Annotated in this window: 20 protein-coding genes and 3 pseudogenes; 17 read left to right on the forward strand and 6 right to left on the reverse strand. The window is 49.2% G+C overall.

The window, feature by feature from the left end:
- Positions 1 to 52: 52 nt before the first annotated feature.
- Complete coding sequence (locus tag ATN88_RS24955) at positions 53 to 481, reverse strand: PACE efflux transporter (RefSeq protein ID WP_067420142.1); 429 nt, start codon at positions 479 to 481, stop codon at positions 53 to 55.
- 584 nt (positions 482 to 1065) lie between these two features.
- Between ATN88_RS24955 and ATN88_RS24960 the strand changes: the two genes are divergently transcribed.
- A complete protein-coding gene (locus ATN88_RS24960; RefSeq protein WP_067420143.1) occupies positions 1066 to 1317 on the forward strand; it encodes a hypothetical protein in 252 nt (83 codons plus the stop codon).
- Positions 1318 to 1360: 43 nt separating this feature from the next.
- Here ATN88_RS24960 and ATN88_RS24965 read toward each other — a convergent pair whose 3' ends face one another.
- Positions 1361 to 1837 carry an outer membrane lipoprotein gene (locus ATN88_RS24965; RefSeq protein WP_067420144.1) on the reverse strand — a complete coding sequence of 159 codons (477 nt, stop codon included), beginning with the start codon at positions 1835 to 1837 and terminating at the stop codon, positions 1361 to 1363.
- A gap of 183 nt (positions 1838 to 2020) precedes the next feature.
- Positions 2021 to 3055 carry an NADP(H)-dependent aldo-keto reductase gene (locus ATN88_RS24970; RefSeq protein WP_067420145.1) on the reverse strand — a complete coding sequence of 345 codons (1035 nt, stop codon included), beginning with the start codon at positions 3053 to 3055 and terminating at the stop codon, positions 2021 to 2023.
- 197 nt (positions 3056 to 3252) lie between these two features.
- On the opposite strand from ATN88_RS24970, the gene ATN88_RS24975 reads away from it, so the two are divergent.
- The gene (locus ATN88_RS24975) at positions 3253 to 3552 is read left to right on the forward strand and encodes a DUF6482 family protein (protein WP_067420189.1); all 300 of its coding nucleotides are present in this window, start codon (positions 3253 to 3255) and stop codon (positions 3550 to 3552) included.
- 13 nt (positions 3553 to 3565) lie between these two features.
- Here the strand turns inward: ATN88_RS24975 and mutH are convergent, their stop codons facing one another.
- Entirely contained in the window at positions 3566 to 4249 is a 684-nt protein-coding gene (mutH, locus tag ATN88_RS24980) for a DNA mismatch repair endonuclease MutH (protein WP_067420146.1), read from the reverse strand.
- 641 nt (positions 4250 to 4890) lie between these two features.
- On the opposite strand from mutH, the gene rppH reads away from it, so the two are divergent.
- The 5 genes and pseudogenes from rppH to ATN88_RS25005 all read left to right on the forward strand — a co-directional run bounded on the left by rppH (position 4891) and on the right by ATN88_RS25005 (position 10264).
- On the forward strand, positions 4891 to 5415 hold the full coding sequence (gene rppH, locus ATN88_RS24985; RefSeq protein ID WP_067420147.1) for an RNA pyrophosphohydrolase: 525 nt from the start codon (positions 4891 to 4893) through the stop codon (positions 5413 to 5415).
- Between the two features lie 35 nt (positions 5416 to 5450).
- Positions 5451 to 7707, forward strand: a pseudogene (ptsP, locus tag ATN88_RS24990) (phosphoenolpyruvate--protein phosphotransferase).
- 10 nt (positions 7708 to 7717) lie between these two features.
- Positions 7718 to 8521 carry a sulfite exporter TauE/SafE family protein gene (locus ATN88_RS24995; protein ID WP_067420148.1) on the forward strand — a complete coding sequence of 268 codons (804 nt, stop codon included), beginning with the start codon at positions 7718 to 7720 and terminating at the stop codon, positions 8519 to 8521.
- A gap of 16 nt (positions 8522 to 8537) precedes the next feature.
- Positions 8538 to 9337: pseudogene (gene lgt / locus ATN88_RS25000) on the forward strand (prolipoprotein diacylglyceryl transferase).
- An 87-nt stretch (positions 9338 to 9424) separates the two neighbouring features.
- On the forward strand, positions 9425 to 10264 hold the full coding sequence (locus tag ATN88_RS25005) for a thymidylate synthase (protein ID WP_067420149.1): 840 nt from the start codon (positions 9425 to 9427) through the stop codon (positions 10262 to 10264).
- A 322-nt stretch (positions 10265 to 10586) separates the two neighbouring features.
- Here the strand turns inward: ATN88_RS25005 and ATN88_RS25010 are convergent, their stop codons facing one another.
- A complete protein-coding gene (locus tag ATN88_RS25010) occupies positions 10587 to 11732 on the reverse strand; it encodes a Na/Pi symporter (protein WP_067420150.1) in 1146 nt (381 codons plus the stop codon).
- Between the two features lie 425 nt (positions 11733 to 12157).
- On the opposite strand from ATN88_RS25010, the gene nhaA reads away from it, so the two are divergent.
- From nhaA to ATN88_RS25030, 4 genes and pseudogenes are all read left to right on the forward strand, one after another.
- Positions 12158 to 13348, forward strand: coding sequence for a Na+/H+ antiporter NhaA (gene nhaA / locus ATN88_RS25015; RefSeq protein ID WP_067420151.1), 1191 nt, complete (start codon positions 12158 to 12160; stop codon positions 13346 to 13348).
- Positions 13320 to 13592, forward strand: coding sequence for a hypothetical protein (locus tag ATN88_RS25020; protein ID WP_067420152.1), 273 nt, complete (start codon positions 13320 to 13322; stop codon positions 13590 to 13592). The genes nhaA and ATN88_RS25020 overlap by 29 nt, the downstream gene beginning before the upstream one ends.
- Before the next feature lie 66 nt (positions 13593 to 13658).
- Positions 13659 to 14545, forward strand: a pseudogene (gene nhaR / locus ATN88_RS25025) (transcriptional activator NhaR).
- 114 nt (positions 14546 to 14659) lie between these two features.
- Positions 14660 to 14953 carry an ArsR/SmtB family transcription factor gene (locus ATN88_RS25030; protein WP_067420153.1) on the forward strand — a complete coding sequence of 98 codons (294 nt, stop codon included), beginning with the start codon at positions 14660 to 14662 and terminating at the stop codon, positions 14951 to 14953.
- Between the two features lie 62 nt (positions 14954 to 15015).
- Here the strand turns inward: ATN88_RS25030 and rpsT are convergent, their stop codons facing one another.
- Positions 15016 to 15276: a 30S ribosomal protein S20 gene (rpsT, locus tag ATN88_RS25035; RefSeq protein WP_067420154.1), complete on the reverse strand. Its 261-nt coding sequence runs from the start codon at positions 15274 to 15276 to the stop codon at positions 15016 to 15018.
- A 297-nt stretch (positions 15277 to 15573) separates the two neighbouring features.
- On the opposite strand from rpsT, the gene murJ reads away from it, so the two are divergent.
- From murJ to ispH, 6 genes are all read left to right on the forward strand, one after another.
- Positions 15574 to 17133 carry a murein biosynthesis integral membrane protein MurJ gene (murJ, locus tag ATN88_RS25040; protein ID WP_067420155.1) on the forward strand — a complete coding sequence of 520 codons (1560 nt, stop codon included), beginning with the start codon at positions 15574 to 15576 and terminating at the stop codon, positions 17131 to 17133.
- 62 nt (positions 17134 to 17195) lie between these two features.
- The gene (ribF, locus tag ATN88_RS25045) at positions 17196 to 18137 is read left to right on the forward strand and encodes a bifunctional riboflavin kinase/FAD synthetase (RefSeq protein ID WP_067420156.1); all 942 of its coding nucleotides are present in this window, start codon (positions 17196 to 17198) and stop codon (positions 18135 to 18137) included.
- Positions 18138 to 18162: 25 nt separating this feature from the next.
- Positions 18163 to 20991, forward strand: coding sequence for an isoleucine--tRNA ligase (gene ileS / locus ATN88_RS25050; protein ID WP_067420157.1), 2829 nt, complete (start codon positions 18163 to 18165; stop codon positions 20989 to 20991).
- Positions 20992 to 21018: 27 nt separating this feature from the next.
- Positions 21019 to 21531 carry a signal peptidase II gene (gene lspA, locus ATN88_RS25055; RefSeq protein ID WP_067420158.1) on the forward strand — a complete coding sequence of 171 codons (513 nt, stop codon included), beginning with the start codon at positions 21019 to 21021 and terminating at the stop codon, positions 21529 to 21531.
- 184 nt (positions 21532 to 21715) lie between these two features.
- On the forward strand, positions 21716 to 22147 hold the full coding sequence (gene fkpB / locus ATN88_RS25060) for an FKBP-type peptidyl-prolyl cis-trans isomerase (RefSeq protein WP_067420159.1): 432 nt from the start codon (positions 21716 to 21718) through the stop codon (positions 22145 to 22147).
- A gap of 25 nt (positions 22148 to 22172) precedes the next feature.
- On the forward strand, positions 22173 to 23117 hold the full coding sequence (ispH, locus tag ATN88_RS25065; protein ID WP_067420160.1) for a 4-hydroxy-3-methylbut-2-enyl diphosphate reductase: 945 nt from the start codon (positions 22173 to 22175) through the stop codon (positions 23115 to 23117).
- Positions 23118 to 23186 lie beyond the last annotated feature (69 nt).

Below are 23186 nucleotides of genomic sequence, written 5' to 3' on the forward strand. Positions count from 1 at the left end.
TTTTGTTCATCGCACGGGATGCGTCTTTAGGCTGTATCAGCCACTTCCCATATTAGTGAGACACCGCAGGGGCTTGTTTAATCGGGAACAGTTTGTCGTACGCCAAGTTATAGATGTACGCATAGACCAGATAAAACGCCACCAACCCGATATCCATCACCAACGCTTGCCACAGTGAGATGTTCAACCACCACGCAATGGCTGGCAGCGTTACCCAAAGAAGGCCTAGCTCAAACAAGACGGCATGCAAAATACGGTGTTTTTGTTTTTTCTCTGTTGTACCTGTCCATTTCACCATCGCTCTATCAAACCACACGTTATAGATGTAGTTCCAACCTGTCGCGAGCAGTGAAAATGCGATACCCAAAACACCGGTGTGGGTTGGGTTAAATCCAAACAGGGACAGAATGCTCACGATAAGAATAAGACCTATTACCTCGAAGGCAATCGCGTGCCTGATCCTGTCTTTTACGGTTCTCATTGTTTATTTCCTCCAAAAGATGAGCCCATGATATTCAAAATTTAGATTGGTTTAAGTTAGAAACAATCCGCTTTTCGGATGGTTTGGCGTGGTACAGGATTTTTCTAAGCAATAGAGGGATGAGGTTTGCGTCGATGAAAAATGAAATTTCAATGAAAAACAATTGATTAGGAAATCTAAACCGAGAGCTGGCGCAAGATTTTATTGTTTAAATTATCATCATTCGGCGATGAAAATTTGTTCTTTGTGACTGAAAAAGTGGATACTTCCAAACTTTGAGTTCTGTCAAATAACCTGTTGATATATTGATCTAAGTCATTAGTATTAACATTGAATTTACAAAAAGCGGTTTTACTCAAGGTTTTAGTTAAAGGAGGCAAGTGATGACATTTCAGTTAGTTACATCGTTCACGCTTTGCACCTCCGCGCCCATGTTGGCGTGCCGAAAACCTGTACAGTAATTTCCGCTACCGTGATAAAACGGCCCGCGGAAATGTCTGCGGCCTGTTTCAGTCACGGTATCTCCGTATTGTCTCTCCGCAACATTTCCCAGGCCTCCAAACTGTTAATACATGGAGTCCGTCATGAACCAATCAATTTATCTACGTCTAGCCGTTTTTTTCGTACGCCTAGATATAAAACGTGAAGAAGCCGCTTGGAGAAAAGCTCATCGACGTGTGCGATACGAAGGTGAGCCGCTCTCAGAGCATTTACTGAAAGACATTGGCTTTGAAAAAGATGGCTTATCGGTGGGGCATACCGTCGCGCCTGAATACAAGGCACAACGTGAAGTGGCGCGTATCCGTCGCCGGTTGCGGTTGAAACTCACTACTTAACAAAAAGGGAGCCCCACAATGTGAGGCTCCCTGAACCTTACCCTCAGCGAGGGACAACCCTCGCTGTGTCGCCATCAACATTTACTTGGACTTGCTGGCCGACTTGGAAAATCATTTCCGGATTCACTTCTTGAACGATAGAAATCACCTGTCCATCGTCTAAACGGATAGTCAGATTCACACCGTTGCGTTTGCCCGCTTCACCTGCGGCTGCGCTACCCGCATAACCACCCAGCAAACCACCACCGATGGCTGCAATGTCAGAGCCAGTGCCTCCACCTACTTTTGAGCCAAGTATTCCCCCAATTGCCGCCCCTGCGATCGTCCCAATCAAGTTGGTTTGGTCGGAAGCATCAATGGTTACAGGTTCAGCTTTCACTACGGTGCCGTAGTAGACCTCTTGAATCGTGCGGGTCTCTGCGGAGCCATAGGCGTCACCGTAAGGGTTCGGAGAAGTACACCCTACGAGTAGCGACAGGGATAGTGCGAGTGCAGTGCTTAGATACGTCGTCGTTGCCATAAAACCTCCAACACGTTTAACAACAAGTGCATACCTGATTGGACGTGAGCAATAAGGTACAACCGCCACCTGCTTTTTCAGGTTGTTTGCATAACAGTATAGGGGGAGGAAAGGGCGGTCAGATTGGTGCAGGAAAGTAAAAAAGCACCTCTCGGTGCTTTTTCTTATCTTAAAGACAAATGCCTATGGGCAAGGGTTGGAATAGACAGATCCGATTTCTTCGATGCGATTGAGTAGCTCTTCTGGCAACTCAACGTCGATAGACTCAATATTGGATTTTAGCTGTTCCATTGTTGTTGCGCCGATGATGTTACTTGCCACGAAAGGACGGGTGTTTACATACGCCAGTGCCATCTGCGACGGGTCAATAGAGAACTCTTTTGCCAGTTGGATGTATTCGCGGGTGGCGGCCTGACCTTGTGGCGTAAAGTAACGAGCGAAACGCTCCCAACGGGTACAACGTGCACCTTCTGGACGGGCACCATCTAGGTATTTACCCGAGAGCACACCAAACGCCAGTGGTGAATAGGCCAGCAGTTCAACGCCTTCTTGATGACTGATTTCCGATAAGCCTACTTCGAAGCTTCGGTTCAACAGATTGTATGGGTTTTGAATGGAGACAATTTTGCTCAGGCTGTGCTTCTCGGCCAGACGCAGATAATTCATTACTCCCCAAGGCGTTTCATTTGAGACCCCGATGTAACGCACTTTCCCTTCACGTACGAGCTCGGTAAGGGCATCCAGCGTATCTAACATAGACACGCCGGAGTTCTCATCTTGATGCTTGTAGTTCAGTTGACCAAAGCTGTTCACATGACGCTGTGGCCAATGTACTTGGTAAAGATCAATGTAGTCGGTTTGCAGACGAGTCAGGCTGTCTTCTACCGCTTGTCGGACATTGCGACGATCGAGAGACATGTTTTCGCGAATGTACGGCACGCCACGTGGGCCAGCGATTTTGGTGGCGATGATCACTTTGTCGCGTTTGCCTGATTTGTTCAGCCAGGTTCCGATGTATTTCTCGGTAAGGCCCTGTGTTTCAGGTGTTGGCGGTACCGCGTACATTTCGGCGGTATCGATAAAATTAACGCCCATATCCAGCGCACAGGAAAGCTGCTCATGCGCATCGGCTTCTGTGTTCTGTTGACCGTAGGTCATGGTGCCAAGACAAATTTTACTGACGTCGAGACTGGTATGGGGAAGGGTATGGTATTGCATCCTATCTCCTTGCTTGCGCTTTCTAGCATCCTTCAATGCGAATCGTCTTATTGAGACGGTGCAGAGTCATTCCATCTTAAGAGATCTGGATGAAGGTACAAGAGCTATTCCAAAATGACAGAACAGTTTTTCACCGTAAGTGGAAATTACGCGCCTATACTAATATTAACAATTATTTAACAATGGTGATGTGTGCAATGAAGCTTAAACAATTGAAGAATTGGATTCAGTCTCACCCTGACAATGTGCCGCATTGTTTCGTGATGGCGCATGCTGGTGGCGCGCAATACGTTGTTGAGGTAGAAGTGAAGCATCAGCTAGAGCCGTTAAAAGACGATAAAAACGATGAAGTGATGCATTTTGACAGTGTGGAACAAGTCAGCGACAAACTTCGCAGCGTCGGTGTGAAAAAAGCGACCTTAAGACTGCTTGATCCTTATGATGAATTTGGCCCAGCCGATCCGTCCTGTAAAGAGGACATGGTGATCACCCTCTAGTCAGCGAGAGTGCTCACGCTTCGTTTTCTGGCAGCATGAAGTGTCTTGCTAGGATCTTGGCTGTAAATTGCGTGCGCAAGTAAAACCCGCGAGGCAGTGTTTTTATCGGCTGCCCTTTCGCTCCGTAAGCTTCCGTTTTGGCTTTACTGTTTGCCGCCTTGGGGCGAAGTTGCAAATACTCACCGTGTCTGGCTGAAATCTCATGCACTTTCCCTAGCACGATAAACTCCATCAATTCTTCCCAATCCGCCTTGAGCTGCGCTTCTTCCTCTTCGGATGCTTGCCAAAGCAAAGGCATGCCCACACGTCTTTCACAGACGGGGATTTCACGCTCGCCCTCTACGGGGATCCAAAGCACTTTGGAAAGTTTGTTGCGGATATGGCTGGTTTCCCATGTGAGGCCTTGAACACCAGTCAGTGGCGCAACACAGACAAAGGTCGTCTCAAGTGGTTTGCCTAAATGGCTGATGGGGATCGACTTCAGTTCGATGCCCAGATCCTGAAAGTCCTGCTCCGGTTTGCTGCCAGCCGTTGCCCCCAAACAGGTCTCAAGCAGCATGCCAACCCAGCCTTTTTCGCGGCGAAGATCGGCGGGGCATTCTAATCCATGACGTTGCGCTAACTCCCCCAATGAATACCCAGCCAAGTCGTAGGCGCGGTCTAGGAGTTCACTTTCTGTGGTAGGGGCGGGGATCATGGTGTTTTCCATCTCGATTAATAACGTAGAGCAAGCTACCAGCCCCTGTCGCAAAACGCCAGAGGAGAACGCAGCGTCCTTATCACTGTTAAAAAATGATCGCCTGAGGCTGCCGTTTGTGCGCAGTTATCCACAAGGCTTGCACGAAATTTCACCAAAATAATGGCACTGTGTGGATATACAGGCTTTGTAATACGATAATTTGCTTGCATTTTGGTTGTTGAGGTTAATTTGTAACCTGATTCTGTGGGTAACTCATGCTTTGGTGGATCTTTGACCAATTTAAGATCCGGAACACTTGTCTCAGCAATTTTTACAGCAGAAATGAAATGAGGGTGATTTATCATTATGAATTTTAATGGTTTTTATTTTTATTGGTTTTGCCGTGTACGCACGATTTTCCTGTTGAGATCTCGTTAGTCACGATTAAAAAGTGGTTCTACACAAATCTATCCACAGAAAGCGTGAATAAATGTGCGCTTAGTCTCACTGGTCTGTTTATAAGTTCTTTTGAAAGGGGCTTTTATCCCAGAAGGCGGTTGAAGCCCCCAAAAAATGCGTTTCAAATGCAATCTTTGTTTACCACCGTACACTTAGTGTGAAAAAATCACTGTTAATAGAGATTTTTTTGAGGTCGTCCAGTGATAGATGGCGATGGCTACCGTCCTAATGTAGGGATAGTGATATGTAATAGCCACGGTCAAGTTCTCTGGGCTCGTCGATATGGACAACACTCTTGGCAATTTCCTCAAGGCGGCATTGATGAGGGCGAAACCCCTGAACAAGCGATGTTCCGCGAATTGTACGAGGAAGTTGGTCTAACGAAGAAAGACGTAAAAATTCTGGCAACAAGCCGACACTGGTTGCGCTATAAATTGCCGAAACGTCTGGTTCGTTGGGATTCCAAGCCTGTTTGCATCGGGCAAAAGCAAAAATGGTTTTTGCTTAAGCTAGAATGTGACGAGTCAAAAGTGAACATGCAGCGCGGAGGTACTCCAGAATTCGATGGTTGGCGTTGGGTCAGCTATTGGTATCCTGTGCGGCAGGTGGTTTCATTTAAACGCGATGTTTACCGACGAGCGATGAAAGAGTTCGCGCCTATGGCTATGCCTTTTCGAGAGAGAAAGGCTAAGCGTAAAGGTAAACGAGGGACCGCAAAAACGTAACGACGTAACTAAATCAGAGTGTATCGAGGGTGCTGATGCTGACGAAACTGCGGGACATCGTTCATAACGTTGCTTCTTCAAGCGATGTGAAGCAGGCTCTCAATACTCTGGTGCGCGAGACCTGTATGGCGATGGAAACAGAATGCTGTTCTGTCTATATCGCCGACCACGATCGTGAAATGTACGATTTGATGGCAACGCAGGGCCTCAACAAACGCGCTCGCCGCATCTCCCTAAAATTCAATGAAGCTTGGTTGGTCTGGTTGGCCGACGTGCAGAGCCTATCAACTTGGCCAACGCCAGTACCCACGCCGACTTTAAACACTTCCCTGATATCGGCGAAGATCTTTTCCAATCTTTCCTTGGTACGCCCATCATCTACCGGCGCAAAGTACTTGGGATCTTGGTGGTTCAGCAGCAAGAATCTCGTCAGTTTGATGAAAGCGAAGAATCGTTTCTTGTCACGCTCGCCGCGCAGCTTGCGGTGGTGTTTGCCCATGCGAAAGCCCAAGGTTTCTGGCCAAGCAATGCCAATGGCTCATTGTTATTGCAAGGGGCGGCGGCCTCGCCGGGTGTTGCGATTGCACAGGCGTGGTGTGATGTGTCTCAGCCGCGTCTTGACCTGGTCTCTCCTGCCTCATGCCTCGACGTTCAAAAAGAGCGTGACCGCTTAGACGGCGCATTGAGTGCCGCCATCTCAGATTTTCGTCGCCTCAGAAAGCGTTTTGATTCTGAGCTGAATCAAGAAACGCTCGCGATCTTCGATTTGTTTATCCACCTTCTGAACGATCCCATGCTGCGCAAATCCATGAATGAGCGCATTCAGGATGGCGATTTGGCCGAGTGGGCGGTAAGACAGACCATTGATGCCTTTGCAGAGCGCTTCCAAAACATGTCTGACCCTTACCTTCGTGAGCGCGCAAGCGATGTGAAGGAGTTGGGGCAGCGTCTTCTGTATTTCCTTGAGAATCAGGAAATAACCCAGTGGCAATTTGACCAGCCTATTATTCTGTTCGCGCGTGAGTTGACTGCAGCTATGTTGGCGGCAATCCCTCGCGACCGCTTAGCGGGTGTAGTCGCAGAGGAAGGGGCGGTGAATGCTCATGCGGCGATTCTGGCGCGTGCACTAGGGATCCCAGCAGTGATGGGCGTGGAGTACAGTCCGCAACTTGTTCATCGCAAAAACCTGATTCTGGATGGCTTTAAAGGCAAGGTTCTGGTTGAGCCAGCCGATGCGGTTCGCGCCGAGTATGAAAGACTCAGAGATGAAGAGCTTGAGCTTCAACAAGAAGTTGAAAGTGCCTTCACCAAGCACACCAAAACTGCAGACGGCGTTCGCGTGGAAATTCACCTCAACGCAGGGTTAAGTGCTGATACCAGTATCGCGATTAACCGCGGGGTAGATGGCGTAGGTCTCTACCGTACTGAAGTGCCGTTTTTGATGCAGCGAAGCTTTCCGTCTGAAGAAGAGCAGGTTAACCAATACCGCTCGATACTGGATAGCTATCCAAAGCAGCCGGTTGTGATGCGTACCCTCGATATTGGTGGCGACAAGCCACTGCCATACCTGAAAATCGAGGAGGACAACCCGTTCCTTGGTTGGCGCGGTATTCGCTTTACGCTGGATCACCCTGATATTTTCTTGATTCAAGTACGTGCCATGTTGCGCGCGAGCATTGGTCGAGAAAACCTGTCGATATTACTGCCGATGATCTCGGGCGTTTCCGAGCTTTTGGAAGCCAAAAGCCTGATAGACAGAGCATTTGATGAAGTCTCTGAACTTGCCGAGCAAAAAGGCGAGACACTCAAAAAGCCACGTATCGGGATCATGGTCGAAGTGCCATCGGTGCTTTATCAGTTTGATGCCATCGCACCGCACATCGACTTTCTGTCTGTTGGTACCAATGATTTAACCCAATACTTGCTGGCAGTTGATCGAAACAACGCTCGTGTGGCAGATGTGTATGATACATTCCACCCTTCAGTGCTTGCGGTACTTCAGATGATTTTGGCGACCAGCCAGAGATTGAAACTGCCAGTCAGTGTCTGTGGTGAATTCGCGGGTGATCCTATCGGTGCCATGTTGCTGGTGGGGATGGCTACCGACACCTCAGTATGAACACCCGCAGTGTTGCCAAAATCAAGTACGTACTGCGCCATATCCCTTCAGATGCGCTAAAAGAGCACGTAGAGAAGATGCAAACCATCGCCTTTGCGGGTGACATTCGAAAAGCGTCTGAAGACTTTCTCGAACACTACAATCTTGGCGGGCTCATTCGGGTCGGCAAATAGGAATACTTTCATGATGGATGCCACCTTGTGGCTGTTTGCTGCCTGCTTGGTGCTGGGAAGCTGTGTTGGCTTACTGGCGGGTCTATTGGGGATTGGCGGCGGTTTACTTATTGTGCCTGCGCTTTCTGTACTCTTGCCTTGGGCTGACATCCCCGCCTCGCTTGTGATGCCCATGGCACTGGCGACGTCTTTGGCCAGTATCGTGGTGACGTCTTCGTCGTCAGCTTACACCCATTTTAGATTGGGTAACGTGCAACCCGCTGTCATTAAAACCTTGCTTCCGGGCATTTTGTTAGGCGGATTGATAGGCAGTGGCGTCGCAGATTACCTGCCAACGGAATACTTGCCGAGAGTGTTTGGCGTGATAGTGCTATTCCTTGCGTTGCAGATGGCATTGTCAATGAGAGTCAAAGCGGCGAAACCTTTTCCTGCTCCCGTAGTCGGAGTTATGAGTGGTGGCCTGATTGGCATGGTTTCTAGCCTTGCGGGGATCGGTGGCGGCTCGCTGACAGTGCCTTATCTCAACTATCATGGCGTTGAAATGCGAAAAGCCATCGGCAGTGCTTCACTGTGTGGGGTGTTTTTGGCCGTGGCAGGCATGAGCGGATTTATCTTCTTTGGTCTAAAGCAGTCGGTCACTTTGCCTGCATTTAGTGTTGGCTATGTTTACTTACCCGCATTGCTTGGTATTGTAATGACCTCTGTCGTCACCACGCGCTATGGTGCACGCTTGGCATCAAAACTGCCGACACACATAATTAAACGTGTTTTTGCTGTATTTTTGCTCGTGGTTGGGGCGAGTATGTTTTTTTAATAAAGGATGACAATCAATGTCTCTGACATTTCCACAAATTGATCCGATTCTAATCGAAATAGGGCCAGTTGCCGTTCGTTGGTACGGACTCATGTATCTGGCAGGTTTTGCCTTTGCACTTTGGCTGGCAAACAAGCGAGCGGACAAGCCAGGAAGTGGCTGGACACGTGACGAGGTGAGCGATCTTCTGTTCGCGGGGTTCTTGGGTGTCGTCCTCGGTGGACGTATCGGTTACGTTCTTTTCTACCAATTCGACGTTTTCCTGTCTGATCCGTTGTTCCTATTTAAAGTCTGGACTGGCGGCATGTCCTTCCACGGTGGTCTGCTAGGTGTGATTGCGGCCATGATGTGGTTTGCATACAAAACCAAGCGTACTTTCTTCACTGTGTCTGACTTCATCGCGCCTTTGGTGCCGTTTGGTTTGGGCGCAGGCCGCTTAGGGAACTTTATCAACGGAGAGTTGTGGGGACGTGCGACAGATGTGCCTTGGGGCATGATTTTCCCAACGGGCGGCCCGATTGCCCGTCACCCTTCACAGCTTTACGAATTCGCCTTAGAAGCGTGGTGCTTTTCCTGATCTTGAACTGGTTCATCAGAAAACCTCGCCCAGCAGGCGCGGTATCTGGCTTGTTCCTGATTGGTTACGGTACGTTCCGCTTTATCGTGGAGTTCTTCCGTGAGCCTGATGCCCATCTCGGCCTGTTTGGAAACTGGATCAGCATGGGGCAAATTCTGTCCACGCCAATGATTATTGGTGGTGTGCTTATGATGGTCTGGGCGTATCGCAAAGGTCAAAGCGCAGCGCGCTCTGTATAGTCTTTTATTTTTAGCCGCAGTCTGTCTGCGGCTTTTGTTTTTAGTCATCCCAAGGTTTTACCAACAGGGTTTAAGTAAGGAAGAATCATGAAGCAATATCTTGATTTAATGCAGGATATCATCGACAACGGCAGTGACCGCGGCGACCGCACTGGTGTGGGCACGCGTTCTGTATTTGGCCGCCAATTGCGTTTCGATCTCAGCGAAGGTTTTCCGATGCTGACCACCAAGAAACTCTATACCCGCGCCATTATTCATGAGTTGCTGTGGTTTCTAAACGGTGACACCAACATTAAATACCTTCAAGAAAATAGCGTCAGCATTTGGGATGAGTGGGCAACAGAAACGGGCGACCTAGGTCCAGTCTACGGCGCACAATGGCGCTCTTGGGCATGTCCAGACGGTTCAACGGTTGACCAAATTGCCGAGCTGATTGAACAAATCAAAGCCAAGCCAAACTCTCGTCGCCACATTATTACTGCTTGGAACCCTGCTGATTTGCCAAACGAAAGCATTAGCCCACAAGCGAATGTGGATGAAGGCAAAATGGCACTGGCACCTTGCCATTGCTTGTTCCAGTTCTACGTTGCGGATGGCAAGCTTTCTTGTCAGCTCTACCAACGCAGCGCGGATTACTTCTTGGGTGTACCGTTTAACATCGCCAGCTATGCGTTGCTGACCCACATGATTGCGCAGCAGTGTGATTTGGAAGTCGGTGACTTCGTTCATACCTTTGGAGATGTTCACCTGTACCACAACCACCTGACGGACGACATTGTTTACGAGCAGCTGAAACGTGAACCAGGAAAACGTCCAACGTTGAAAATTAATCGCAAGCCAGCTTCTATCTTTGACTACAAATTGGAAGACTTTGAGATTGAAGGTTACGAAGCTCAGCCAACCATAAAAGCACCTATTGCTATCTAACTGACGCGATTGCAGCGACAAATATTCATTAAAATGCCGGGGATTCTCCCGGCTTTTTTATTGCCTGTGCAATTTGGTCGCCGTTTATCGCTCTCTAATGCGCGGAGAGGAGAGTAGGAGGTTTAGGTGAATCATGTTGAGGTGAATCGTGTGCGGTGCAACACGGTGCCATAGCGGCGCATATTTCGGGAAGAGGAAGGCGGGGAAATTTCAGGTTGTGGGGAAGTGTTTTGATAGAACCTTATCGGGGGCTAACACCTTGCCCATAAAAAAAACGCCCGCAATGTGCGGGCGTTTTCTTTTGATTCTGCTTAGCGATTGCTTATTGCGTTACCAGCATTACCAGAGACGGGATTGCGATGAATACCAGACCTAGGTAAGCCACAACGGCCAGCTTGCTCTTCGCAGCTGCGTTGCCCAGCATCTCTGCGCACTTCAGTGGAATCTCACGCAGGAACGGAGTACCGAAGATCAGCAGGGTTGCCATGATGTTGAACGCCAAGTGTACCAGTGCAATTTGCAGTGCGAAAATCGCGTTAGGACCGGTAACCGCTGTCGCTGCCAGCAGTGCAGTAATACATGTACCGATGTTTGCACCCAGAGTGAACGGGTATACATCACGTACTTTCAGAACGTTAGTGCCAACCAGTGGAACCATCAGGCTAGTCGTTGTAGAAGAAGACTGAACCAGAATCGTTACCAGAGTACCTGACAGGATACCGTGGATTGGACCGCGACCGATTGCGTTGTGCAGCATGTCTTTTGCACGGCCAACCATCAGAGAGCGCATCAGTTTGCCCATCATAGTGATAGAAGCAAAGATCAGAGCGATACCGATAAGAGCCAGTGCAACGCCACCCCAGCTACCTGGTAGGAAAGACAGCATGTCTTTTGTACCGCTTACCAGAGGCTTGGTGATTGGACCCATGAAGTCCAGACCTTTCATGCTCAGGCTACCGTCGAACATCAACGGTGCTACCAGCCAGCTAGAAATTTTGTCTAGCAGACCAAACGCCATTTCCAAAGGAAGGAAAATAGCAACTGCAATCAGGTTAAAGAAGTCGTGTACGGTTGCACAGGTAAATGCACGGCGGAACTCGTCTTTGCAGCGCGCGTGACCTAGGCTAACCAAAGTGTTAGTTACGGTAGTACCGATGTTGGCACCCATAACCATAGGAATCGCAGTTTCTACTGGCAAGCCACCGGCTACCAGACCAACAATGATAGAAGTAACAGTACTAGAAGATTGGATCAGTGCAGTTGCAACGATACCGATCATCAGACCTGCTACAGGGTGAGACGCGAATTCGAACAGCGTTTTTGCTTCGTCGCCAGCTGCCCATTTAAAACCACTACCAACCATTGATACTGCCAGAAGCAGTACATAAAGCATCAGCGCCAGGTTGGCCCAACGTACCCAATTCTTAGAGCTGTTAATCGGTGCAGCAGTAGAAGCTTGGGATGTCATAAAGAAATCTCCGTGACAGTTATATGTCAGATTTGTGTCAATGAATGAATCTGGCGCGGATATTAGGCATGAAATATTTCACTAATATTACAGTTTTGCGTCGAGGCAGCCCCCATTGCTAAGAAGGGGTGTAAAGTTGGCGTGATGACACATATTTTTCTTATAAATTACATGTGTTTATGGGCTATATTTGTAGTGGTTTATTTGTGGTTATTTTTTGCGCGATCGCACTATTTTGAGTGAAAAAAGCAGAAATTTGCGGTCTGAATTATGACAGATGACAAATTCACCTTGCGAAAAAAGTGATGTTTAAGGTTGTATTGTTCGGATATTCCGAGGTTTAATCTCCGAACAACCGATTTTTATTAATTGAGCTTCGGTGCCTAGACTATTATGGATAACTATTTATATATGGAGTGCTTTAAATGACTGATGCAATTCGTCAGTTTATGAAGATGGAATCAGCCGGTGGCTTGGTTCTGATTGTTGCTGCGATTTTGGCGATCATCATTGCCAACTCACCATTGCAGCCACTGTATGACGGTGCGCTTCATACATACGTTGCAGGCTTGTCGATTGGTCACTGGATCAATGATGGCCTGATGGCAATCTTCTTCTTACTGATCGGTCTCGAAGTGAAGCGTGAGCTGATCGAAGGTGCTCTGAATACCAAGGAAAAGGCGATTTTCCCTGCTATCGCTGCTGTCGGCGGTATGTTGGCACCGGCTTTGGTTTACTTGGCATTTAATGCAGGCGACCCGGTAACAGCTAATGGCTGGGCGATTCCAGCAGCGACGGACATTGCATTCGCGCTGGGTGTTATGGCTTTGCTGGGCAAACGCGTTCCGCTGGCACTTAAAGTATTCTTGCTGGCATTGGCAATCATTGATGATCTGGGCGTTATCGTCATCATCGCGCTGTTCTACAGCAGCGACTTGTCAGTGACGGCGTTGACTGTTGCATTTATTGCGACCGCTGTGTTGTTCATTATGAACGTGAAAAACGTCACAGCGACGCGATGGTACCTGCTGGTGGGTGCGGTATTGTGGCTGAGCGTTCTGAAGTCAGGCGTTCATGCGACCTTGGCAGGTGTTGTGCTGGGCTTTGTTATCCCGCTTGAGGGTGGCAAAGACGGCAAGTCTCCGCTCAAAGAGCTGGAGCACGCGATTCACCCTTACGCTGCGTTCTTGATTCTGCCTATCTTTGCATTCGCGAATGCGGGCGTATCACTGCAAGGTGTTTCGTTTGACAGCTTGACCAACATGCTGCCGATGGGCATTGCAATGGGTCTGCTGATTGGTAAGCCGCTGGGTATTTTCACCTTCAGTTGGGTTGCTGTGAAAATGGGCGTTGCACGCCTACCGGAAAGCGTAAACTTTAAGCAAATCTTTGCTGTATCCCTGTTGTGTGGGATTGGCTTTACGATGTCCATCTTTATATCGTCTCTGGCGTTTGTGGGCGTCGACCAAAGCTACATTACGTTATCACGACTGGGTATCCTAATTGGTTCAACAGTCTCGGCTCTTGCAGGTTACGCCCTGCTAAATGCTGTATTGCCGAAATCGAGTGAGGTGGAGGAAGATAGCGATGAGAAGAACGTTAGCATTGATTATTAGCGGTGTTGTATTTACCGCGCCAGTCATAGCAATGGACAAATACGCGCATTGCTTCGAAGATAACTCTACTGAAATCTGTAAGGCCTTCATGGCGGGAATGGAAGTAGAAAAGTCTGGCGAGGTAGTGACAGAGAAAGCGAGTCTGTCACCAACCAGCTTTGATAAAGACAGCCTTTTAGGCCGCGCTCTGGAGCAAAGAGCGGGAGAACGAGTCAGAACCTCGGTACTGACAAAGAAAGGCTAGTACCGCAAGAATAAGAGCGTCAGAATTGCCAATAGCGTGATTCTGACGCTTTTTTGTTGGATAGATATGTCACACCTAAACTACAACCACCTCTATTACTTCTGGATGGTCTGCAAACAAGGTTCTGTTACCAAGCAGCCGAGGCTCTCTTTCTAACGCCACAGACCGTGACAGGACAGATACGCGCGCTTGAAGAGCGACTCAACGGTCGTCTGACCAAACGAGCGGGTCGAAATGTCGAACCGACCGAGCTAGGCCAGCTTGTCTTTAAATACGCGGACAAGATGTTTGGCCTTAGCTACGAAATGCTCGATATCGTGAATTACAGCCAGCGAGAAAACCAGCTGTTCGATGTGGGCGTGGCAGATGCACTCTCCAAGCACCTTGTCAGTCGCGTGCTGTTGAAAGCCATTCCTGAAGATGAAGGTATCCACCTTCGCTGTTTTGAATCGACCCACGAAATGCTGCTTGAGCAGCTTAGTCAGCACAAGCTGGATATGATCTTGTCAGATTGTCCTGTGGATTCAGCACAAAGCCCTGGCTTATTTAGTGTGAAAATTGGCGAAAGCCTGATGAGCTTTTTCTGCTCTGGCAGCACGGCCAATAAACCGTTTCCCGCCATTATTGAAGACTACAAGCTTTTGATCCCGGGTAGCCGCACGGCAATGGGGCGCAAGCTGATGCATTGGTTCGACAGCCAGGGGATCACCCCAAATATCTTGGGAGAGTTTGATGACGCAGCGTTGATGAAGGCATTTGGTGCCAGCCATCAGGCCATGTTTGTCGCACCGACGTTCTATTCCGCCGATGTTCTAGACCTTCCTAATATACGCGAAATCGCAAAGGTGAAAGAGCTTAAGGAAGAGTACTATGTGATATTTGCTGAGAGGATGATTCAACATCCTGCGGTCAAGCGGATATGCGAAGCGGACTTTGGAAAACTCTTTCATTAGTCAGAAAACTTTCTAATTCCATTCTTAAACGCAGAGCATTGTCACGCTTTTGATCGGTGTTACACTTAAATTAAAACAAACAGTCTGTTAGGTGAACAACGTTAGGCAGTAAGTATGGATTTAAAACAGATGCAAGAAACAGGGCCGCAGGCCGTGCAGTTGTTGAAGGCAATGGCAAACGAGCGAAGACTCTTCATTCTCTGTTATTTACTAGAGGGGGAGATGTCAGTAGGGACACTCAGCGAGAAGCTGCAGCTTAGTCAGTCCGCTCTTTCTCAGCATCTGGCATGGTTACGCCGAGACGGCCTCGTCGCGACAAGAAAAGAAGCACAGACGGTCTATTATTCACTAAAGAGTGTAGAGGTGCAGACATTGATGTCGACGCTTCACCAGCTGTATTGCAAGTGAGCAAATTGCAGATAGAAAAAAACCGGCGAAAGCCGGTTTTTTTACGTCAAATCAAGCAATAATTACAGAGCTTTGATTTGAGCAGCCAGAGCAGCTTTATGACGAGCAGCCTTGTTCTTGTGGATCAGGCCTTTAGTAGCCGCGCGATCCAGAATAGGTTGTGCTTCAGCAAATGCTTTGGTTGCTGCTTCTTTATCGCCAGTTGCAATAGCAGCGATAGTTTTTTTCAGGTAGGTGCGCATCATAGAGCGACGGCTTGCATTGTGCTGGCGACGCTTTTCAGATTGGATTGCACGCTTCTTAGCAGATTTGATATTCGCCAAGGGTCTAACTCCCAAATCTTATATTCGGTGACAATTTAAGGCCGAGGAATATGCCTCGTTTTACCCGAGTTGTCAATTCATTTGTGCAAATATCCGCCGCATAAACCATAGGAATAGCATGTGGCAGACATCGCGGTTAATATGGCGGCAGATTCTACCAGCATTCTTTGCATGAAGTAAGCCTTTTATCGGTGCTTTTCGCTGTATCTGACACGCTTTTTATCCAACCGTACCGAGCGTGAGAGAATCCATAAGAATTAGTGTGCTTACTTTGTATCATTTTTAAGGGGTTTATAGGTGTCAAAGCGATTACTTCGCTCAGGACTGATCGTGAGCTTTATGACCATGGTGTCACGTGTCATGGGGCTTGTTCGTGATGTTGTGATTGCGAATTTGATGGGGGCAGGTGCTGCCGCCGACGTGTTCTTTTTTGCAAATAAAATCCCGAACTTCCTGCGTCGTCTTTTTGCTGAAGGCGCATTCTCACAAGCGTTTGTGCCTGTGCTTGCCGAGTATCAAGCCAGTGACGATAAGTCGAAAACACGTGAATTGATTGCGTATGTTTCCGGTACCTTGGGTGTGCTGGTAACAATTGTGACGCTGGTAGGTGTGATTGCCTCTCCTGTCATTACCGCTCTGTTTGGTATGGGCTGGTTCGTGGATTGGCTCAATGACGGCCCGTCAGCGCACAAGTTTGAATTGGCGTCGCTGATCCTAAAAGTCACCTTCCCTTATCTTTGGTTTATTACCTTTGTTGCCCTGTCAGGCTCAATTCTAAATACGCTAGGGCGGTTTGCGGTCTCTTCTTTCACGCCGGTGTTTTTGAACATCGCCATGATTACTGCTGCCATCTTTATTGCTCCGCATATGGAGCAGCCCGAAATTGGCCTAGGTATTGGCGTTTTCTTGGGCGGCTTGGTTCAGTTTGCTTTCCAGCTACCGTTTTTGTATCGCGAAGGCATGCTGGTTCGTCCCAAATGGGGCTGGTCGCACCCTGGCGTAACGAAAATCCGTACCTTGATGATCCCAGCACTCTTCGGTGTGTCCGTCAGCCAAATCAACTTGCTGCTTGATACCTTTATTGCAAGTTTCTTGGCAACAGGTTCGATTAGCTGGCTTTATTACTCTGACCGCTTGCTTGAATTCCCGTTGGGCTTATTTGGTATCGCCATCGCTACCGTGATCTTGCCTGCACTGTCGAAAAAGCATGTCGAGCAGTCGTCAGGGCAATTTGCGAGCACCATGGATTGGGGCGTGCGCATGGTGTTGCTGCTGGGCGCGCCAGCGATGATTGGCATGATTGTGCTGGCAAAACCTATGCTGATGGTGCTGTTTATGCGCGGTGAGTTTGGGGCGTCAGATGTGGATGCTGCGTCGCTGTCGCTGATTGCGTACTCATCAGGCTTGCTTAACTTTATGCTGATCAAAGTGCTGGCACCGGGTTACTACGCGCGTCAGGATACGAAAACGCCAGTACGCTATGGCATCGTGGCCATGGTCAGTAATATGGTGTTTAACCTTATCTTTGCGTATTTCTATGGTTACGTGGGGCTTGCGATGGCAACGGCACTGTCTGCCTTTGTGAATGCGGCACTTCTTTACCGTGGTCTTCACAAGCAAGGTGTGTATCGCATCAGTAAAGAAACGGCCTTGTTCGCGCTGCGTTTGCTTGTTGGTGTGGTTGTCATGGGTAGCCTTGTTTGGTGGTTGATGCCATCAAATGCCCAGTGGCTGATGATGAGCCTGTGGGAAAGAACATATAATTTGAGCGGGCTAATTGTTGCTGGAGCAGGCGCTTACCTTGCTTCACTGATGATTTTGGGCCTGAGACCGCGTCATCTTCGAGCAGAAAGCTGATTGCATCGTACGATTAGTATATAATCCGTCGGTTTTTTTATGAGGAAAGCAGTTTTACCACTATGGAATTGATCCGAGGTATCCATAACATTCGTGATAAACATCATGGGTGTGTTCTGACAATCGGCAACTTTGACGGTGTGCATTTAGGCCATCAAAAAGTGCTTCGCCGCGTGGTGGAGAAAGCCCGTGAGTTGGGTTTGCCTGCAACGGTAATGCTGTTTGAACCGCAGCCAAGAGAGCTGTTTACTGCAGAAAGTGCCCCAGCACGTTTAACGCGCCTTCGTGATAAGTATGTTCAGCTGACAGAGTTGGGTGTTGACCGTTTATTGGTGGTCAACTTTAACGCCAAATTTGCCGCAATGACGCCTTATGACTTCGTTCACCGCTTGTTGGTTGAACAATTGGGTGTTAAGTTTCTCGTGGTTGGTGATGATTTTCGCTTTGGTGCTCAGCGTCAGGGCGATTTTTGTTATCTGCAACAACAAGCCACCGATGCTGGTTTTGAAGTGGTGAGCACCCAAAGTTTCACCTTATCTGAACAGCGTGTAAGCAGCACAGCTATCCGAGATGAACTCGCGGCAGGGCATCAGGAAGCGGCGGAAGAGATGCTGGGACGCCCATATAGCATCAGCGGCCGTGTTTCTCACGGTAAGAAGCTGGGTAGAACCATCGGCTTCCCGACTGCGAACGTTCCCCTTAAACGCCGAGTCTCACCAGTCTCTGGGGTTTATGTTGTGAAAGTCGGCGGCATAAAAGAAGAACAATGGCTGGGTGGTGTTGCGAATGTCGGCACACGACCTACCGTCAACGGTGTACGCCAACAATTGGAAGTGCACCTTTTCGACCTTAAAGAAGATCTTTATGGTCGACACATCGAAGTCCAGCTTCTCCATAAGCTGCGTGACGAGATGAAACTCGGCTCAATTGATGAATTGAAAGCCCAAATTGAACTTGATGCTCAGACAGCGCGTGCGTGGCTGTCTGCGTTGACCGAAAAATAATGTCCATATACGGAATGAACAATCAATGAGTGACTTTAAAGATACCTTAAACCTGCCGGAAACCGCGTTTCCGATGCGAGGTAATCTTGCTCAGCGCGAGCCGAAAATGCTTGAGCGCTGGTACAACGAAGATCTTTACGGCGAAATCCGTAAAGCGAAGAAAGGCAAAAAATCTTTCATCCTGCATGACGGCCCTCCTTACGCGAACGGCAATATTCACATCGGTCACTCTGTAAACAAAATTCTTAAAGACATTATTATTAAGTCTAAGACCCTGTCTGACTTCGACGCACCTTACATTCCTGGTTGGGACTGTCACGGTCTGCCAATCGAGTTGATGGTAGAAAAGAAAGTCGGTAAGCCAGGCCAGAAAGTGACTGCGGCTGAATTCCGTCAAAAATGCCGTGAGTACGCCGCGCAGCAAGTTGAAGGCCAAAAGGCTGACTTCAAACGTCTGGGCGTGTTGGGTGAGTGGGACAAGCCATACCTGACCATGGACTTCGGCACTGAAGCAAACATTATCCGTGCGCTGGGCAAAATCGCAGGTAACGGTCACCTGCACAAAGGTTTCAAACCTGTTCACTGGTGTACTGACTGTGGTTCTGCACTGGCAGAAGCAGAAGTTGAGTACTACAACAAGGTTTCTCCGTCTATTGACGTGATGTTCCGTGCCGTTGACGAAGCAGCAGTGCTGTCTAAGTTCAACCTGGCAGAAGGTCACGAAGGTCAAGGTGACGTGTCAATCGTTATCTGGACGACCACGCCTTGGACACTGCCTGCAAACCGTGCAGTAGCGGTTTCTGACAAACTGGAATACGTTCTGGTTCAAGTTGAAGGCGAAACGCCTCGTCGTCTGATCGTGGCTTCTGAGCTGGCGAAAGACGTGATGGATCGTGCTGGTATCGAGCACTTCCACAACCTGGGCTTCTGTAAAGGTGATGCGCTAGAACTGCTGCGCTTTAACCACCCATTCTATAGCTTTGACGTACCAGTGATCTGTGGTGACCACGTGACCACCGAGTCAGGTACAGGTGTTGTTCACACGGCACCAGGCCACGGTCAAGAAGACTTCGCGGTTGGCCAAAAGTACAACCTAGAAGTTGCGAACCCTGTTGGTAGCAACGGTGTATACCTGCCAGACACAGAGTTGTTCGCAGGCCAACACGTGCTGAAAGCAAACGACAGTGTGCTGGAAGTGCTGAAAGAGCACGGTGCGCTGCTGCACCACCACGCTTACGAGCACAGCTACCCACACTGCTGGCGCCACAAAACGCCAATCATCTTCCGTGCAACCCCACAATGGTTCATCTCTATGGAGAAAGCGGGCCTGCGTGCAAAAGCACTGGAAGAGATCAAAAACGTACAGTGGATCCCTGAGTGGGGTCAAAACCGTATCGAAGCGATGGTTGAAGGCCGTCCAGACTGGTGTATCTCTCGTCAACGTACTTGGGGTGTGCCAATCGCACTTTTCGTTCACAAAGAAACCGCAGAACTGCATCCAAACACGGTTGAGCTGATTGAGAAAGTCGCTCAGAAAGTTGAGGAAGCAGGTATTCAGGCATGGTGGGATCTGGACGCAGCAGAACTGCTGGGTGACGAAGCAGATAGCTACGAGAAAGTGCTGGACACGCTGGACGTATGGTTCGACTCGGGTGCAACACACTACGCGGTTGTGAACCAACGTGAAGAATTCAACGGTCATGAAGCTGACATGTACTTGGAAGGTTCAGACCAACACCGTGGTTGGTTCCAGTCGTCTCTGATGACGTCTGTGGCAATCAAAAACCACGCACCTTACAAGCAAGTTCTGACGCACGGTTTCACCGTTGATGGTCAGGGCCGTAAGATGTCTAAGTCTATCGGTAACGTTATCTCTCCTCAGGAAGTGATGAACAAGCTGGGTGGCGACATCCTGCGTCTGTGGGTGGCGTCGACTGACTACACCGGCGAAATGACAGTGTCTGATCAGATCCTGAACCGCAGTGCTGATGCGTACCGTCGTATCCGTAACACCGCGCGCTTCCTGCTGGCTAACCTGAACGGTTTCAACCCAGAAACTGACATGGTTGCTGCAGAAGAAATGGTTGTTGCTGACCGTTGGGCGGTAGGTAAAGCGCTGGAAGCTCAGGAAGAGATCCTGAAAGCGTACGAAGAGTGCAACTTCCACGCCGTTACTCAGCGTCTTATGCAGTTCTGTTCAGTAGAAATGGGTTCATTCTACCTAGACATCATCAAAGACCGTCAGTACACCGCGAAAGCAGGTGGTCATGCGCACCGTAGCTGTCAAACGGCTCTGTTCCACATCGTGGAAGCGCTGGTTCGCTGGATGGCGCCAATCATGTCGTTCACAGCCGATGAAATCTGGAACGAAATGCCAGGCAACCGCAACAAGTTCGTGTTCACTGAAGTGTGGTACGACGGTCTGTTCGGTCTGGGCGACGACGAGCAACTGAACAATGCGTTCTGGGCAGAGCTGCTGCGCGTTCGTGGTGCAGTGAACAAGGTCCTTGAGCAAGCACGTAGCGAGAAAACCATCGGTGGTTCTCTGGAAGCAGAGATCACGCTGTACGCAAACCCAGAATTTGCAGCAAAACTGCAAGCAATGGGCGACGAACTGCGCTTTGTTCTGCTGACGTCTAAAGCAGATGTGGTTTCAACTGACTCTGCACCAGAAGCAGCAGTGGCAACAGAAATCGACGGCCTGTCTGTGGCAGTGGCGAAATCTGACGCAGAGAAGTGTGAGCGTTGCTGGCACCATGTTGCAGATGTTGGCACTATCGCAGGTCACGAGACACTGTGTGGTCGTTGTGTAAGCAATATCGACGGTGAGGGCGAAGCGCGTCAATTCGCGTAAGCCTGCCTGTAACGATAGGAAAGCTGGATGAAAGATCTGACAGCGAAACAATCAGGACTGCGCTGGCTATGGCTAGCGCTTCTGGTCTTCTTGCTGGATATCGGCACTAAGCTGCTGGTAATGAATACCATGGGTTATGGTTGGTCGAACCGCATTGAGATTCTGCCATTCTTTAACCTGCTGTACGTTCACAACTATGGTGCGGCATTCAGCTTTTTGAGTGATGCGGGTGGTTGGCAACGTTGGTTCTTTGCGGCGATCGCATTGGGCGTATCGGGTATGCTTGCATATTGGATGCGCTGTACACCAAGCAGCAACAAGATCCTGAACATTGCCTATGCGTTGGTCATTGGTGGTGCGATAGGTAACCTGTTTGATCGACTGGTGCATGGCTTTGTGGTCGACTTCCTCGACTTCTATGTAGGAAATAACCACTGGCCAGCATTCAACCTGGCAGATACAGCCATCTGTATCGGTGCGGGATTGATCATTCTGGATAGCTTCCTCGCTTCCAAGAAGCCGCAGGCCGAAGCCAAGTAAGTGCTTTCGGTTCGCAAGTAAGATAAAAATTGGCGCTGGCTGCATCTGTAGTCGGCGCCAAGTCGTATTAAAGCTATGATAACCCGATGGATCTTGCGGATTTATTGGGACGGCCTTCTGGCCCTTTTTACATTGAAGTCAATGCCAGCCAAGCTCTGGTATTGCGTGTTGCAAGGATGAGCCCATGACAAAAATTAGCGCAGACAGTGAAGTGCTGATGCACTTTACAATAAAACTGGAAGACGGCTCCGTGGCCGATAGCACCAAGACATCCGGCAAGCCGGCCAAATTGGTGATTGGTGACGGAAGCTTGACCGAGAACTTTGAAAAGTGCTTGGTGGGCTTGTCTGAAGGGGAAGCGGCAAGCTTCACGCTTGAGCCGGAAGATGCATTTGGTCAGCCAAATCCTGATAACATTCAGCACATGGACAGAACCTTGTTTGTTGGGGATGCACCCGCAGAAGAAGGCACCATTATTGCGTTTGCAGGGCCAGGTGGACAGGAAATTCCAGGCATTGTCACGGAAGTGGCGGGCGAGTCAGTCACCGTGGATTTTAACCATCCATTGGCAGGACATCGCGTCATCTTTGATGTAGAAATCGTTCAGGTCAGTTAAGGCCAGAGAAAGAAAAGGCAAGCAAATGAAAGTCATGCTAGCTAACCCTCGTGGTTTTTGTGCCGGTGTAGATCGTGCAATCAGCATTGTTGAGCGCGCGTTAGAGCTGTATCAGCCGCCAATTTACGTGCGTCATGAAGTGGTGCATAACCGCTTTGTGGTAGAAGGTTTGAAAGCCCGTGGCGCGGTGTTCGTAGAAGAGCTGGATGAAGTGCCAGATGACAGCATTGTGATTTTCTCGGCTCACGGTGTTTCTCAAGCGGTAAGAAACGAAGCCAAGGCACGTCAGTTGACAGTGTTTGACGCAACCTGTCCGCTTGTGACCAAAGTGCATATGGAAGTCGCACGTGCAAGTCGCCGCCATATGGAAGTTGTGCTGATTGGCCATGCTGGCCACCCAGAAGTGGTCGGCACCATGGGACAGTACGCCAGCGAAGAGGGCGGTATGTACTTGGTGGAAACGCCGGACGATGTGTACAAGCTGAACGTGAAAGACCCAACTAACCTGCATTACGTGAGTCAGACTACACTCTCTGTCGATGAAACTGCCGACGTGATTGATACGCTTCGTAAGGTGTTTCCTGAAATCCAAGGTCCACGTAAAGACGACATTTGCTACGCAACACAAAACCGCCAAGACGCTGTTCGCGATCTGGCCACGCAATGTGATGTGGTGGTGGTTGTCGGGTCGAAAAACAGTTCCAACTCAAATCGCCTGCGTGAGCTGAGTGAAAAGCTGGGTACGCCAGCGTACCTGACAGATTGCGCGGAAGACGTGCAGCAAGAATGGTTTGAAGGCAAAGTGAAAGTGGGCGTTACCGCAGGTGCATCTGCACCGGAAGAGCTGGTAAACCTCATCATTGCGCAAATCGAAGCATTTGGCGGCCTGTCGGTGGAAGAGCTGAAAGGACGTGAAGAAAACATGTTCTTTGAAGTGCCACGTGAGCTGCAAGTAAAGCAGGTTCAGTGATCTTCATCGAATGAAAAATAGGGAGCGAGAGGCTCCCTTTTTTACACCCGGAGAGTCATATACAACCCT

This window comes from Enterovibrio coralii (assembly GCF_001559595.1).
In the GTDB taxonomy this organism is placed as follows: domain Bacteria; phylum Pseudomonadota; class Gammaproteobacteria; order Enterobacterales; family Vibrionaceae; genus Enterovibrio; species Enterovibrio coralii.